Origin of the sequence: Xenorhabdus sp. Sc-CR9, assembly GCF_963897815.1 — a bacterium.
Classification (GTDB): Bacteria; Pseudomonadota; Gammaproteobacteria; order Enterobacterales; family Enterobacteriaceae; genus Xenorhabdus.
In genome coordinates, this window is record NZ_CAWQTY010000170.1 from 1 (window position 1) to 13,822 (window position 13,822).

Below are 13,822 nucleotides of genomic sequence, written 5' to 3' on the forward strand. Positions count from 1 at the left end.
AATCGAGCATTCATGCCTTTTAATGCTTGAAAAAGTCAGAAATCCCTCTTCTCAATAAGATCAATTTTATGACGAATGGGTACAAAGTTGATCTTATTTTTTCACGGGAGAGTTTTTAGAGGTTCCCTCTACATATTTATTTAAACCGCTTATTAATAATAATGCTAAACATCGTCCTATTCGAACCAGAAATCCCGCCTAATACAGGCAACATCATCCGCCTTTGCGCCAATACTGGCTGTCAGCTTCATCTTATCCAACCGTTGGGTTTCACATGGGATGATAAACGCTTGCGTCGTGCTGGGCTGGATTACCATGAGTTCGCCGATATCAAGCAGCATCACTATTACAACGCATTCTTGGAGAGTGAAGGACTCAGTTCAGTCAATTCGCAATCTCCTTCTGGTGCACGCTTATTTGCCTTAACCACAAAAGGCACTCCGGCGCATAGTAATGTGAGTTATCGTGATGGCGATTATCTGATGTTCGGGCCGGAAACCCGTGGTTTGCCATCTTATGTGTTAGATAATATGCCACCTGAACAGAAGATCAGGATTCCTATGCTGCCGGATAGCCGCAGCATGAATCTTTCTAATACTGTAGCGGTGGTGGTGTTTGAAGCATGGCGGCAACTAGGGTATCCCGGTGCTTTATTGCGGGATTAAAATATAGCACTCAGTACCATTAGGCGCTGAGTGCTATTAATTCTGTATTACCAAAAGAGATGGAATCTTAAATCCCATCCCCATTCTCAAATCCGTTATTGATGCCATTAAAATGCTGGTTCATATCCAGTGATGGCTTCTCGCTTTCCGGTTTTCCGACAATCCTCGCCGGTACGCCTGCCACGGTGGTATGAGGCGGTACTGGTCTCAACACAACCGATCCCGCCCCAATTTTTGCCCCGCGACCAATCTCTATGTTGCCGAGGATCTTGGAGCCGGCACCAATCATCACGCCTTCACGCACTTTCGGATGACGATCTCCGCCTGCTTTGCCAGTACCACCCAATGTTACGGATTGCAGAATGGAAACATCATTTTCAACAATCGCGGTCTCACCAATGACGATACCCGTTGCGTGGTCGAGCATGATACCGCAACCAATTTTCGCGGCAGGGTGGATATCTACCCCAAATGAAACTGAAATCTGGTTTTGCAGGTAAATTGCCAATGCATTGCGATCTTGTTTCCACAGCCAGTGTGCGATGCGGTAGGCTTGTAATGCATGGAAGCCTTTAAGGTAAAGCAGAGGGGTTGAGTATTTGTCTACAGCGGGGTCGCGCAATCGAACGGCTTTGATATCATATGCTGCTGATTCGATCATTCTAGGGTCACTGCGGTACGCTCTTTCAACGACTTCCCTGACTTCAATGGGGGGCATAATCGGTGTTGCCAGCTTATTTGCCAGCATATAACTCAGGGCACTACCCAGATTTTCATGTTTGAGTAGTGTCGCGTGGAAAAAACTGGCTAACATAGGCTCACAATCTGCTAGAGCCTTTGCCTCGTTTTTTATATTTTTCCAGACTTCGTTCAGCTCTTCTCGCGACATATAAGTGTTCCCATCTTTTTTAAGATTGAGAGACTTCACCCTCATCTCTTGTGGCTCTTCCCAATAATGCTTGAGCCGCCTCAATAACATTCTTATGGCAGTACAGTATTTGGTAGATCTGCTCTGAGATAGGCATTTCAACACCAGTGCGTTCTGCCAAAGCCCGTACTTCTTTGGTATTGCGGTATCCTTCGACAACCTGCCCAATTTCGCGTTGTGCTTCATCAACACCGATACCTTGCCCCAGCATCATGCCAAAACGACGGTTACGGGATTGGTTATCAGTACAGGTCAGGACTAAATCGCCTAACCCCGCCATTCCCATAAATGTGGAAGGATCAGCGCCTAACGCTATTCCAAGGCGGCTCATTTCTGCCAGACCACGGGTGATCAATGCCGTGCGAGCATTAGCCCCGAAGCCCATACCATCAGAAACCCCCGCGCCAATTGCAATAACATTTTTTATTGCTCCGCCGAGTTGTACTCCAATGAAGTCTGGGTTTTTGTATACACGGAAACTTTTGCCGCAATGAAAAAACTGCTGAAGTTCTTCACCAAATTCAGGTGTTGTGGCAGAAACAGCTATTGCGGTTGGTAAACCTGCCGCAAGTTCTTTCGCAAATGTTGGGCCAGAAACTACAGCCAGGGGGATTTCATTACCTAATATCTCACGCGCCACATCTTGTAATAAACGCCCTGTCTCGGCTTCAAGGCCTTTGGTCGCCCAGACAATACGGCTGTCGTGCTGCAAATGCGGTTTTATCTGCTGTAAGACATCACCAAAAACGTGGCTGGGAACTACGATAAGGATATTGCGGCTGGCTGAAACAGCGCTCTTTAAATCAGCCTCAAGCAGTAAACTATCAGGAAAAGAAACATCCGGCAGAAATGTCTGGTTACAACGTGCTTGTTGCAGAGCGTGGATGTGTTCAGGGTTATGTCCCCAAAGTACAACTTCATGCCCGTTGCGTGCCAAAGTAATGGCTAAAGCGGTGCCGTATGAGCCGGCACCGATCACTGTCATAGAAGCAGTATTCATCAGGCTTCCTGTTCAGCCTCGTTAGACTGAGGTTCAGCCTGTTGTTGCAGGTAGTTCATGAACAGTGCATCAAAGTTGACTGGAGCCAGATTCAGTTGTGGGAAAGTACCACGGCCTACCAGACTGGTGATGCATTCACGAGCATACGGGAACAGGATGTTCGGGCAGTATGCACCTAAGCAGTGTGCCAGTTGGGTTCCTTCGATACCACCGATTGAGAAAATACCTGCCTGTTGAACTTCACACAGAAATGCAGTTTCTTCTTCTAATGTCGCTGTAACAGTGACACGCAGAACAACTTCGTAAACGCCTTCAACCAATTCGCTGGAAGCGGTATCCAGATCCAATTTAACTTCTGGCTGCCATTCCTGCTGAAAAATCTGAGGTGCTTTTGGTGCTTCGAAAGAAACATCTTTCGTGTAGACTCGTTGGATCTGGAAAGCCATTTCTGTGTTGTTTTGTTCTGACATAATCATATTTACCTTTTTCAGACGTCCTTATTAATCTTTAATAATGCGAGCATACTGCTCACACCTTAAGTTCTTTTTATTTCTTGCCTTGGGCCAGTGGCAGATTTTCACCTACCCACCCGGCAATCCCCTCTTTCAGGGAATAAACCTGCTCAAAACCAAAACGCCCCAGATTCTCTGCCGGTGTTCTGGCTTCCATTCCACTTGCTGAAACAATAATAACAGGCTGTTTTTTATGTTTTTCCAACTCACCCAGATTATTGTCTTTAATCTCGGACGGTGTCAGGTTAACGGAACCAATGATATGCCCTCTGCGGAAATCGTCACGGGAGCGTAAATCCACGACGATAGCATCTTCCTTATTGATAAAATGGATGGCTTGCGCACGGGTGATCACTTTACTCTTGGAGAACAAGCTTTTTGCCGTCATGACGATGACAGCCACCAGCAATGCAATCCAGGCAAGACTCAGGATCGTGTTCCGGCTAATAAATTGCATGATTTCTTGCAGCATGGAGGGCAACAACTCCCGTTAGTTAATAACAAATATCTAAGGTAGCAGAGTATACCTGTGTGCTGCGTCAATTACAGCCAATTAGCAATAATCCAATGTAGTTTTTGCAGAGCGTTTCGAGAAAAATAAAAAATACACTGAGAATGACGTGATTGTCAGGCATCATCGAAATATTTCATGTAACAGTGATTTCTCTCTACCCTATCGGGCAAGGAACCCAAGACGCAAATATCGATCAAGCGATTGATCCAGTTTTGGCTAATCCCATTTTAATATTGGAGAACAGGGGGGCATTTTAAGGTTGTAATTACACTCTATTCTAGAGATTATGTTCATATTTGACCTGTTATTTACATTTCATGCCTTTAATAGGTCTTATAAGGTCTATTATTTTATGGTTTGGAGGGGTGATGTCTTTTATTCATTTACTTTATTCACCATCTGAATTAGCTGCTAATATTGGTCAAAATGCCAAAAAGCTTAGGTTATCCAAGAACTTATCCAGGAAAACTTTAGCGGAAAAGTCAGGGGTTTCTGAGTCTACGATCAAAAGATTTGAAACTAAAGGAACGATCACTTTAGAGGCAATGATTCTTTTAGCGACTCATTTAGATGCGTTAGGTTCGATATCCAATTTTTTTAAGACTGAATATCTAAGTACATATGAAGAATTAAACAACGCCAAACGTCAGAGGGGGACAAGATGAACAAATTTAAACATATAGAGCATCTTGATGTTTTATGCAATGGTATAAAAGTTGGAATGCTTACCAAGATTCAAGGTAAAGGAATTTATTTCACTTATGAAAATAATTGGTTAGCTTCAGGGTTTAATTTATCACCTCTGACTATGGCTTTTAATGAAAAACCTCAACTAGCCAAAGATCCCCGACTTTTTGGGGGATTACATGGACCTTTTGCAGACTCATTACCTGATGGTTGGGGAATGTTGCTGATGGATAGGTTTTTTGACAGTAAATTTGGCAATGGGGTGTACCAAACTATGACCGCATTAGACCGCCTGGCATATATAGGCGATCGTGGTATGGGGGTCCTTGAATATTATCCTAAAAATGAAAAAACAGAGGCTATGGAGTATATTGATTTTTCAGAATTATTTGAAGAGGCTATAAAAGTTCAGCAAGGTGAGACTTCTAATGTTTTATCTAAATTACGTTTAGCGGGAGGCTCACCTGGCGGAGCCAGACCAAAAGCAGTGGTTGCATTGTCACCTGACAGGTGCCATGCAACCACTGCTTTTGGCTCGATACCTGAAGGCTATGATCATTGGATTGTAAAATTTAGATCTTTAAATGAAGCTGTTGAAACAGGAGCTATAGAATTTGCATATTCTGAAATGGCCAGAACTGCTGGTGTTCATATGGCAGAGTCTGCCTTGCTTCATGTTGATATGCCTGACGGAACAGAAGAATACTTTTTTGCTACTAAGAGATTTGATAGACAACAGAATAAAAAAATTCACATGATAACTGTTTCTGCACTTATGTATGCTGACTTCAGATTCCCATCAATGGACTATCCGACCTTATTAAAACTGACTAACGTATTAACGAAAAATGCAAAAGAAGTGGAGAAGATGGCTAGGTTGATGATTTTTAATGCGTTATCACATAATTATGATGATCACACAAAGAATTTTGCATTTCTTCATAATGAAGAAAAAGAATGGGTATTATCACCAGCTTATGATTTAACATTTTCAAACGCATTAGGGGAACATACGACAGGATTTGGCGGTAATAGTACAGGAAGAGCAACAAGAAAACGTATTAGAGAAATTTGTTCTGAATATAAATACCTCAAATCAGATGATTATATAGACCAAACACTAGAGTCGTTATCTAATTGGGAAAATGAATTTAAAAGATTAAAAATCCCTTATGATGCAGGTAAAGGGATTTTTAACACCCTTGAGCGGGATCATGATTTTTTTGAAAAATAAAGGGTTAATATGACCAAAGTACGTTTACATGATGATGCAATGGTGCAGCTTCTCCGTGAAGATCCTGAGTTTGCACAGCATTATCTGAATCAGGTGTTTATTGATATGGATGAAGAAGGCGGACAGGAAGCATTTTTTATAGTATTGCGCCATGTTGTAGAAGCGAGCGGTTGCAACGGATTTTTCTAAATTAACTAAAATTTAATTAATGATAAAAAACAGGCTGTTCTCTGGTCAGGAAAGGTTCCTCATGGAATAATCGAGCGCTATATAGCAGCAGGGTGCACAATAAGATGGCTGAAAATAAGGATCTAAAGAGCCGTAATAATCGGCATAAACAATATAAGAAGCAAAAAAAAATCAGAGTGTTATATCTCTTTGCTTTGTTGTTCGCCTTTTTCAGCTTCAGTGCAAATACGTCCGCAAATCAGATTTCAGAAAATAAAAACCAGCTTAAAGATATTCAGCAAGATATTGTTGAAAAAGAGAAAAGTGTCAAACAACAGCAAAAACAACGCACTGATTTGCTCAATCAATTAAAAGAACAAGAAAGCACTATCTCGGAAGTCGGGCGCTCTTTGCATGGCACACAAGTTCGTCTGAATAAGTTGGAGAGCGAAGTCTCAACTCTGAATGCAAATATCCAATGTCTGCAAACGCAGCAAAAAGAACAACGCCAGTTACTTGCCAGACAGTTGGATGCTGCCTTTCGGCAAGGGAATCAGCAAGGATTAGAATTATTGCTCAATGGACAAGAAATTCAGCGTAAGGAGCGTGTGCTCGCTTATTACAGTTATTTAAATCAGGCTCGTCAGGAGACTATAGCTAAGTTGCAAAAAACAACTGAGGAGCTTAGCCAGCAAAAAAAAGTGCGACTGGGAAAGCGAAGTGAGCAAAAAGAAATATTGTCCAGCCAAAAACAGCAAAAACAAAAAATGGAAGTGGTTCGTACCGCACGACAAAAAACATTGACGGAGCTGGAATCTTCATTGAAAAAAGATCAGCAGAGTTTGACGGAGCTTCGGCAGAATGAAACCAGCTTGAGGAATAAGATTGCCAAAGCTGAACGTGAAGCCAAAGCCCGTTCTGAACGCGAAGCCCGCGAAGCGGCCCGTGTTCGTGCACAAGTTGCTGCGAAGCAGAAACAAGCCCAACAAAAAGGCACCAGTTATAAACCAACAGAAGATGAGCGTGCTCTTATGGCCAGAACAGGCGGACTTGGGCGTCCTGCCGGTCAAGCCATCTGGCCGGTGCGTGGTCGTGTCATCCATAGTTTTGGTGAAGCAATACAGGGTGAACTGCGTTGGAAAGGGATTGTTATCCCTGCCGCTGAGGGCACGGAAGTGAGAGCCATTTCAGATGGACGCGTATTGTTGGCAGACTGGCTGCAAGGCTATGGTCTGGTTGTCGTCATTGAACACGGTAAAGGTGATATGAGTCTTTATGGTTACAACCAAAGTACGCTGGTTCGTGTCGGGCAACAAGTCAGGGCTGGTCAGCCTATAGCTCTGGTCGGTAGCAGTGGCGGGCAACAGCAGCCTTCATTATACTTTGAAATTCGTCGTCAGGGACGGGCTGTTAACCCGTTGCCGTGGTTAGGAAAATAAGAAAGAACACAAAATAGGATGATCATACTGATGATGAAAATGAAGTATCTATTGATGAAACATGTTGGCCTGCCCACTCTGTTATTTTGGATACTTTCATTCTTCACATCATTATTGGTGACCCTAAATGCTCAAGCTGCGCGTTTAGCGATTGTCATTGATGATGTCGGCTATCGTGTTCATGAAGAAAACAAGATATTACAAATGCCCGTTGCGGTTTCTATTGCAATTCTTCCGAATTCTCCATTCGGCAGGAAAATGGCGGAAAAGGCTCATCAGCAGGGACGAGAAATTTTGATCCACCTGCCGATGGCACCACTAAGTCAGCAACCATTGGAAAAAAATACTCTGCTTCCTGCCATGAGCCGAGAAGAAATTGATCGCATTATTCAAGATGCGATACAAAAAATTCCCCATGCAGTGGGTATGAATAACCATATGGGCAGTGCAATGACATCTGATTTCAGGGGGATGGAGAAAGTGATGCAAGTATTGTCTCGGCATCATCTCTATTTTCTGGATAGTGTGACGATTGGCAGTACGCAAGTGACTAAAGCAGCAATGGGAACATCTGTTCCAGTGATCCGCCGGAATGTTTTTTTGGATAATGTTCAGACTGAAGCAGAAACACGGCATCAACTTAACCGGGCGATTGCACTTGCCCGTAAGCAAGGTTCTGCCATTGCAATTGGGCATCCGCATCCAACAACCGTTCGTGCTTTACAGCAAGCACTTGCGGTATTACCTGATGATATTGAATTAGTAACACCGGGTATGTTGTTGAACTTCGTGTCGCCAAACAAAAATGAACAACAGATAGCTCGCAAGTGTATAAGGCCTCAGAAACCAGAGCCTGTACCGGAAACTCAGTTGGATTATCTCAAGAGAGTAGGGAAGGCATTAATAAATAACGTCATTGTTGATACCTTGAGTCAGCATATTCAGAAGCTTCTGGACGCTTACCGAAACAAGGGGCGCTAAATACTTTAAGCAACACGGCGGAAAGCCAAGTAATAGTTAACCAAAAGGTTAATAAGAAAAAATTCCAGCAAAAAGAGGATGAAACAGGTATCCATCAAATTACGGATACCTGTTCCGATTTTTGAATAATCGGTTAATCCCAATTCAGGATAACTTTGCCAGATTGCCCTGATCGCATGATATCAAAGCCTTTCTGGTAATCATCAACCGAGAATTGGTGAGTGATGATTGGAGTTAAATCTAATCCAGACTGAATTAATGCTGCCATTTTGTACCATGTTTCGAACATTTCACGTCCGTAGATACCTTTGATGAACAGTCCCTTAAAGATAACCTGATTCCAGTCTATCGCCATATCTGAAGGAGGAATACCCAACAGAGCGATGCGTCCGCCGTGATTCATGGTATTCAGCAAAGTACGGAATGCGGGTGGTGCCCCTGACATCTCCAAACCGACATCAAAACCTTCTGTCATGCCCAATTCTGCCATAACGTCAGTCAGGCTTTCTTTGTTGACATTCACGGCGCGGGTGACACCTATTTTGCGAGCCAGTTCAAGGCGATATTCATTCACATCGGTAATCACGACATGGCGGGCACCAACATGCTTACATACTGCCGCCGCCATAATACCGATGGGACCGGCACCGGAGACCAGTACATCTTCTCCCACCAAATCAAAAGAGAGTGCTGTGTGTACCGCATTACCGAATGGATCAAAAATAGCCGCGAGTTCATCCGGTATATTGTCAGGAATTTTAAAGGCATTAAATGCAGGAATGACCAAATATTCAGCAAAAGCTCCCGCACGATTTACACCGACGCCAGTGGTATTGCGGCATAAGTGAGTGCGTCCGCCACGGCAGTTACGGCAGTGACCACAGGTGATATGGCCTTCACCGGAGACGCGATCACCGATGTTGAACCCTCTGACTTCCTGGCCAATTGCAACGATTTCACCGACATATTCGTGCCCTACCACCATCGGAACCGGGATGGTTTTTTGTGACCAATCATCCCAGTTATAGATATGGACATCCGTACCGCAGATGGCTGTTTTACGGATTTTAATCATCACATCGTTGTGCCCAAGTTCTGGAGCGGGCACATCTGTCATCCAGATACCTTCTTCTGGCTTTAATTTCGACAAGGCTTTCATAGTGATACCTTATGCAATGATGTTCAGTTTCTTTCCAATGCTTATAAATGCAGCCACCACATGTTCAATTTGTTCTTCAGTATGGGCGGCGGAAATCTGGGTTCGAATACGTGCCTGACCTTTAGGGACAACCGGGTAGAAGAACCCAATCACATAAATACCCTCTTTCAGCAATTCAGTCGCAAATTCCTGCGCCAATTTTGCATCACCCAGCATTACTGGAATGATTGCATGGTCAGCACCCGCCAGAGTAAAGCCTGCTGCGGTCATTTTCTCACGGAACAGATTCGCATTTTTCCAAAGACGCTCACGCAGATCATCGCCATTTTTCAGCATATCCAGCACCTTGATCGATGCAGCGACGATAGCCGGAGCCAGCGAGTTAGAGAACAGATAAGGACGCGAACGCTGGCGTAGCCACTCTACGACTTCTTTGCGCGCAGCGGTATAGCCGCCAGATGCGCCGCCCAAGGCTTTGCCGAGAGTACCGGTGATAATATCGACACGTCCCATGACATCACAATATTCGTGTGTACCACGGCCATGCTTACCAACAAAGCCAACGGCATGTGAGTCATCAACCATGACCATTGCACCAAACTCGTCTGCTAAATCACAGATAGATTTAAGGTCAGCAATCACACCATCCATTGAAAATACCCCGTCAGTTGCGATCAGGATATTGTGCGCACCTTCTGTTTTTGCTTTCTCTAACTGTGTTCTTAATTCCTGCATGTCATTGTTGGCATAGCGATAACGTTTCGCTTTACATAGACGAATACCATCAATAATGGAGGCATGATTCAAGGCATCAGAAATAATGGCGTCTTCCGGCCCAAACAGCGTTTCAAACAGACCGCCGTTTGCATCAAAACATGAGGAGTACAGAATGGAATCTTCCATACCCAAAAATTCAGCTATCTTATTTTCTAATTCTTTATGGGAGTCTTGCGTACCGCAGATAAAACGGACAGAAGCCATACCAAAACCGTGGCTATCCATTCCTGCTTTTGCAGCAGCTATCAGGTCAGGGTGGTTAGCCAAACCTAAATAGTTGTTGGCACAAAAATTAACGACCTGGCTACCTTCAGCAACAGCAATGTTGGCATTCTGGGCAGATGTGATGATACGTTCATTTTTAAATAGCCCTTCGGAACGAGTTTGTTCCAACTGCTCATTAATTTTCTGGTAAAACGACGCTGACATTTTTCTCTCCTGAGTACCTAATTAAGTGAAAGGCGTGAGTATCTTACTGACAGATCATGCTAGTGACGACATAACAAGAAAGATAATATCAACTTTGTAAAGTTGATCACGGCTCAGAGACTACCATGAGATAAGATTTCAGGACTTTCCCCTGTTTAAGCTACTGTCGTCAGTAGGGTTAAGTGCTATTATACGTTCCAAAGATACTGACTATTTAGAGGTGAGCCAAATGATTATTGTCACTGGTGGTGCGGGGTTTATTGGCAGCAATATTGTCAAGGCACTGAATGACGAAGGCTATAAGGATATTTTGGTTGTTGATAATCTGAAAGACGGCACAAAATTTGTCAATTTGGTTGATTTGGATATCACCGATTATATGGATAAGGAAGATTTCGTTGCCAGTATCGTTGCAGGTGATGATTTAGGTGATATTGATGCCATTTTCCATGAAGGTGCGTGCTCGTCCACAACGGAATGGGATGGCAAGTATATGATGGACAATAATTATCAGTACTCTAAAGATGTACTGCATTATTGCCTTGAGCGTCAGATCCCGTTTCTGTATGCATCTTCTGCTGCAACTTACGGTGGCCGCAGTGATAATTTCATTGAAGAACGTCAGTACGAAAAACCTCTCAATGTTTATGGCTACTCCAAATTTCTTTTTGACCAGTATGTTCGCGATATTTTACCTCATGCGGCTTCCCAAGTTTGTGGCTTCCGTTATTTCAATGTATATGGGCCGCGCGAAGGGCATAAAGGCAGTATGGCGAGTGTTGCCTATCATTTAAACAATCAAATTCACCAAGGGCAAAACCCGAAATTATTTGCTGGTAGTGAAAACTTCTGTCGCGATTTTATCTATGTCGGTGATGTCGCTGCGGTAAATCTGTGGTTCTGGAAAAACAGCATTTCCGGTATTTTTAACTGTGGAACGGGTCGTGCAGAATCTTTTCAGTCTGTTGCCGATGCTGTTACTGAATTCCATAAAGAAAAATCGCCTGCTGTGGAATACATCGATTTCCCAGAAAAGTTAAAAGGCCGCTATCAGAGTTTCACTCAGGCCGATTTGACAAAACTTCGTGCTGCTGGTTATGAAAAGCCGTTCAAGACCGTTGCTGAAGGTGTTGCTGAATATATGCAATGGCTCAATCAGGATAATTAATCGACTTCTATGAAGATATTGGTGATCGGCCCATCATGGGTAGGTGACATGATGATGTCACAAAGCCTCTACCGTACTCTGAAAGATTTGTATCCTAATGCAGAAATTGATGTGATGGCTCCCGCATGGTGCCGTCCATTATTGGCAAAGATGCCAGAAGTGAATCAGGCATTGGCTATGCCGCTTGGTCATGGTGTCTTGGCCGTGGGAGAACGTCGTCGCCTTGGGATCACATTGCGTGAAAATAAGTACGATCGCGCCTATGTGCTACCCAATTCATTCAAGTCCGCATTGGTGCCTTTCTTCGCCAATATCCCGCTGCGTACAGGCTGGCGCGGTGAAATGCGTTACGGGCTGTTAAATGATATCCGTACCTTGGACAAAAAAGCTTTTCCACTCATGGTTCAGCGCTATGTAGCTCTCGCATATGATGCAAAAAATATACGCAGTGCCGATGATCTTCCTCAGCCTCTGTTGTGGCCGCAGTTAGCTGTCAATGACGAAGATATTGCAGAATCAACCTCAGCCTTCAATATTGCCGATCACCGTCCCATTATTGGATTCTGCCCTGGAGCCGAATTTGGTCCAGCCAAACGCTGGCCGCATTATCACTATGCAACCCTTGCCGAACAGTTAATTTCCCAAAAGGGATATCAAATTTTACTGTTTGGCTCCGCCAAAGATCACGAAACGAGTGAAGATATACGCACCCTTTTAAGCAAAGAAGCCCGCGAAGATTGTCTCAATCTGGCAGGAAAAACCTCACTTGAACAAGCAGTCAATATTATCGCAGCCTGTGACGCCATAGTAACGAACGATTCAGGTTTGATGCACGTTGCGGCAGCCTTAAAGCGTCCTTTAGTCGCATTATATGGCCCAAGTAGTCCTGATTTCACTCCACCGTTATCAAATAAGGCTGAAGTTATTCGCCTGATTAGGGGATATCACAAGATCAGAAAAGGTGACAGTGATGGCGGTTATCACCAGAGTTTGATTGATATTCATCCTGACATGGTTTTAGCGTCATTAGAACAACTGCTACAGGCGGAGAGCCAGAATTAATGCGTGTTTTACTGGTAAAAACATCTTCAATGGGAGATGTGTTGCACACTCTGCCGGCTCTGACAGATGCCAGACAGCATTTTCCTGAGATTCAATTTGATTGGGTGGTTGAAGAGGCGTTTGCACAAATCCCAACCTGGCACAGTGCTGTCGCAAATGTTATTCCTGTCGCTATCCGTCGCTGGCGGAAAAATTGGTTCAGGAAAGATATCCGTGAAGAACGCGCGCAGTTTCGGAACCAACTGAGGCTGCATCACTATGACGCGATCATTGATGCCCAAGGATTGTTAAAAAGTGCCTTCTTGGTGACTCGACTGGCACATGGTGCAAAACATGGTTATGACAGAAAAAGTATCCGTGAACCCATCGCCAGCGTTTTCTACGATCACCGTCATTCTGTTAGCAAGCAACAACATGCGGTTGAACGCATTCGTGCCTTGTTTGCTGAAAGTCTGGACTATAAAAAATCGTCGGAACAAGGTGATTATGCCATCGCTCGCCACTTTCTGAACCAACAAGCAGGAAACCAAAGTGATTATCTGGTCTTCCTTCATGCAACAACTCGTGATGAAAAGCACTGGCCTGAAAATCATTGGCGACAACTTATTGCCGATATCCAAACAACAGGCATGCGAATCAAACTACCTTGGGGCGAAGAGCACGAACACCAACGGGCATTAAAGCTGGCAGAAGGGTTTTCTCATGTTGATGTGTTACCGAGATTGAGTCTTGCGGAAGTTGCTCAAATTCTCGCTGGTGCAAAAGCGGTGGTTTCCGTTGATACGGGATTAAGCCATCTTACAGCGGCGCTTGATCGGCCCAATATTACGTTATTTGGGCCGACAGATCCGGGGTTGATCGGCGGATATGGCAAAGAGCAGCACTCCCTGAAATCGGGTGATGGTACGATGCAGGGTATCGTACCATCAGGAGTTATGTCGCTCTTGCAAGAAGTTCTAAAAAAGAACTTTTCCTAGTGGCTATGCACAAACGATTTTTATATTAAAATATGACATCCAACACGCGTTCGTTCCCTAATTTAAAATTGATTAGATTTTCTAAAAGTACTGATGTTGTGTTTTGTCAAAAACATATAGAG

14 protein-coding genes and 1 pseudogene are annotated in these 13,822 nt (G+C 43.9%); 9 read left to right on the forward strand and 6 right to left on the reverse strand.

Annotation, left to right across the window (positions count from 1 at the left end; genetic code table 11):
* Positions 1-161 precede the first annotated feature (161 nt).
* On the forward strand, positions 162-665 hold the full coding sequence (trmL, locus tag AACQ81_RS09305) for a tRNA (uridine(34)/cytosine(34)/5-carboxymethylaminomethyluridine(34)-2'-O)-methyltransferase TrmL (RefSeq protein WP_237387046.1): 504 nt from the start codon (positions 162-164) through the stop codon (positions 663-665).
* Between the two features lie 67 nt (positions 666-732).
* Here the strand turns inward: trmL and cysE are convergent, their stop codons facing one another.
* The 4 genes from cysE to AACQ81_RS09325 all read right to left on the reverse strand — a co-directional run bounded on the left by cysE (position 733) and on the right by AACQ81_RS09325 (position 3,577).
* Complete coding sequence (gene cysE / locus AACQ81_RS09310) at positions 733-1,554, reverse strand: serine O-acetyltransferase (protein ID WP_237387047.1); 822 nt, start codon at positions 1,552-1,554, stop codon at positions 733-735.
* Between the two features lie 19 nt (positions 1,555-1,573).
* Positions 1,574-2,593 (reverse strand): NAD(P)H-dependent glycerol-3-phosphate dehydrogenase, encoded by a 1,020-nt coding sequence (gene gpsA / locus AACQ81_RS09315; protein WP_237387048.1) that lies wholly within the window; start codon positions 2,591-2,593, stop codon positions 1,574-1,576.
* A complete protein-coding gene (gene secB, locus AACQ81_RS09320; RefSeq protein WP_237387049.1) occupies positions 2,593-3,063 on the reverse strand; it encodes a protein-export chaperone SecB in 471 nt (156 codons plus the stop codon). The genes gpsA and secB overlap by 1 nt, the downstream gene beginning before the upstream one ends.
* A gap of 76 nt (positions 3,064-3,139) precedes the next feature.
* On the reverse strand, positions 3,140-3,577 hold the full coding sequence (locus AACQ81_RS09325; protein WP_237387050.1) for a rhodanese-like domain-containing protein: 438 nt from the start codon (positions 3,575-3,577) through the stop codon (positions 3,140-3,142).
* A 410-nt stretch (positions 3,578-3,987) separates the two neighbouring features.
* Between AACQ81_RS09325 and AACQ81_RS09330 the strand changes: the two genes are divergently transcribed.
* From AACQ81_RS09330 to AACQ81_RS09350, 5 genes and pseudogenes are all read left to right on the forward strand, one after another.
* Positions 3,988-4,284, forward strand: a complete 297-nt coding sequence (locus AACQ81_RS09330; RefSeq protein WP_237387051.1) for a helix-turn-helix domain-containing protein — start codon at positions 3,988-3,990, stop codon at positions 4,282-4,284.
* Positions 4,281-5,540: a type II toxin-antitoxin system HipA family toxin gene (locus AACQ81_RS09335; RefSeq protein ID WP_237387052.1), complete on the forward strand. Its 1,260-nt coding sequence runs from the start codon at positions 4,281-4,283 to the stop codon at positions 5,538-5,540. Before AACQ81_RS09330 ends, AACQ81_RS09335 begins: the two co-directional genes overlap by 4 nt.
* Positions 5,541-5,549: 9 nt before the next feature.
* Positions 5,550-5,711, forward strand: a pseudogene (locus AACQ81_RS09340) (helix-turn-helix domain-containing transcriptional regulator); the annotation flags it as partial.
* 122 nt (positions 5,712-5,833) lie between these two features.
* The gene (gene envC, locus AACQ81_RS09345) at positions 5,834-7,147 is read left to right on the forward strand and encodes a murein hydrolase activator EnvC (RefSeq protein WP_237387053.1); all 1,314 of its coding nucleotides are present in this window, start codon (positions 5,834-5,836) and stop codon (positions 7,145-7,147) included.
* Between the two features lie 30 nt (positions 7,148-7,177).
* Positions 7,178-8,128: a divergent polysaccharide deacetylase family protein gene (locus AACQ81_RS09350; protein WP_443089542.1), complete on the forward strand. Its 951-nt coding sequence runs from the start codon at positions 7,178-7,180 to the stop codon at positions 8,126-8,128.
* Positions 8,129-8,261: 133 nt separating this feature from the next.
* Here the strand turns inward: AACQ81_RS09350 and tdh are convergent, their stop codons facing one another.
* On the reverse strand, positions 8,262-9,287 hold the full coding sequence (gene tdh / locus AACQ81_RS09355) for an L-threonine 3-dehydrogenase (protein ID WP_237387054.1): 1,026 nt from the start codon (positions 9,285-9,287) through the stop codon (positions 8,262-8,264).
* A gap of 9 nt (positions 9,288-9,296) precedes the next feature.
* Positions 9,297-10,493, reverse strand: a complete 1,197-nt coding sequence (kbl, locus tag AACQ81_RS09360; protein ID WP_237387055.1) for a glycine C-acetyltransferase — start codon at positions 10,491-10,493, stop codon at positions 9,297-9,299.
* A gap of 229 nt (positions 10,494-10,722) precedes the next feature.
* On the opposite strand from kbl, the gene rfaD reads away from it, so the two are divergent.
* Genes rfaD through rfaC form a run of 3 tightly spaced genes read left to right on the forward strand, consistent with a single transcriptional unit; the run spans position 10,723 to position 13,700 of the window.
* A complete protein-coding gene (gene rfaD / locus AACQ81_RS09365) occupies positions 10,723-11,661 on the forward strand; it encodes an ADP-glyceromanno-heptose 6-epimerase (protein WP_237387056.1) in 939 nt (312 codons plus the stop codon).
* Between the two features lie 9 nt (positions 11,662-11,670).
* Positions 11,671-12,723 (forward strand): ADP-heptose--LPS heptosyltransferase RfaF, encoded by a 1,053-nt coding sequence (gene rfaF / locus AACQ81_RS09370; RefSeq protein ID WP_237387057.1) that lies wholly within the window; start codon positions 11,671-11,673, stop codon positions 12,721-12,723.
* Complete coding sequence (gene rfaC / locus AACQ81_RS09375) at positions 12,723-13,700, forward strand: lipopolysaccharide heptosyltransferase RfaC (RefSeq protein WP_237387058.1); 978 nt, start codon at positions 12,723-12,725, stop codon at positions 13,698-13,700. Before rfaF ends, rfaC begins: the two co-directional genes overlap by 1 nt.
* Positions 13,701-13,822: the final 122 nt, after the last annotated feature.

Excerpts from the sequence above, each read along its gene's own strand:
- trmL (WP_237387046.1), top strand. The coding sequence starts at position 162 with ATGCTAAACATCGTCCTATTCGAACCAGAAATCCCGCCTAATACAGGC.
- envC (WP_237387053.1), top strand. The coding sequence starts at position 5,834 with ATGGCTGAAAATAAGGATCTAAAGAGCCGTAATAATCGGCATAAACAA.
- kbl (WP_237387055.1), bottom strand. The coding sequence starts at position 10,493 with ATGTCAGCGTCGTTTTACCAGAAAATTAATGAGCAGTTGGAACAAACT.
- tdh (WP_237387054.1), bottom strand. The coding sequence starts at position 9,287 with ATGAAAGCCTTGTCGAAATTAAAGCCAGAAGAAGGTATCTGGATGACA.
- gpsA (WP_237387048.1), bottom strand. The coding sequence starts at position 2,593 with ATGAATACTGCTTCTATGACAGTGATCGGTGCCGGCTCATACGGCACC.
- AACQ81_RS09350 (WP_443089542.1), top strand. The coding sequence starts at position 7,178 with ATGATGAAAATGAAGTATCTATTGATGAAACATGTTGGCCTGCCCACT.
- AACQ81_RS09325 (WP_237387050.1), bottom strand. The coding sequence starts at position 3,577 with ATGCTGCAAGAAATCATGCAATTTATTAGCCGGAACACGATCCTGAGT.
- rfaD (WP_237387056.1), top strand. The coding sequence starts at position 10,723 with ATGATTATTGTCACTGGTGGTGCGGGGTTTATTGGCAGCAATATTGTC.
- secB (WP_237387049.1), bottom strand. The coding sequence starts at position 3,063 with ATGTCAGAACAAAACAACACAGAAATGGCTTTCCAGATCCAACGAGTC.
- rfaF (WP_237387057.1), top strand. The coding sequence starts at position 11,671 with ATGAAGATATTGGTGATCGGCCCATCATGGGTAGGTGACATGATGATG.
- AACQ81_RS09335 (WP_237387052.1), top strand. The coding sequence starts at position 4,281 with ATGAACAAATTTAAACATATAGAGCATCTTGATGTTTTATGCAATGGT.
- cysE (WP_237387047.1), bottom strand. The coding sequence starts at position 1,554 with ATGTCGCGAGAAGAGCTGAACGAAGTCTGGAAAAATATAAAAAACGAG.
- AACQ81_RS09330 (WP_237387051.1), top strand. The coding sequence starts at position 3,988 with ATGTCTTTTATTCATTTACTTTATTCACCATCTGAATTAGCTGCTAAT.
- rfaC (WP_237387058.1), top strand. The coding sequence starts at position 12,723 with ATGCGTGTTTTACTGGTAAAAACATCTTCAATGGGAGATGTGTTGCAC.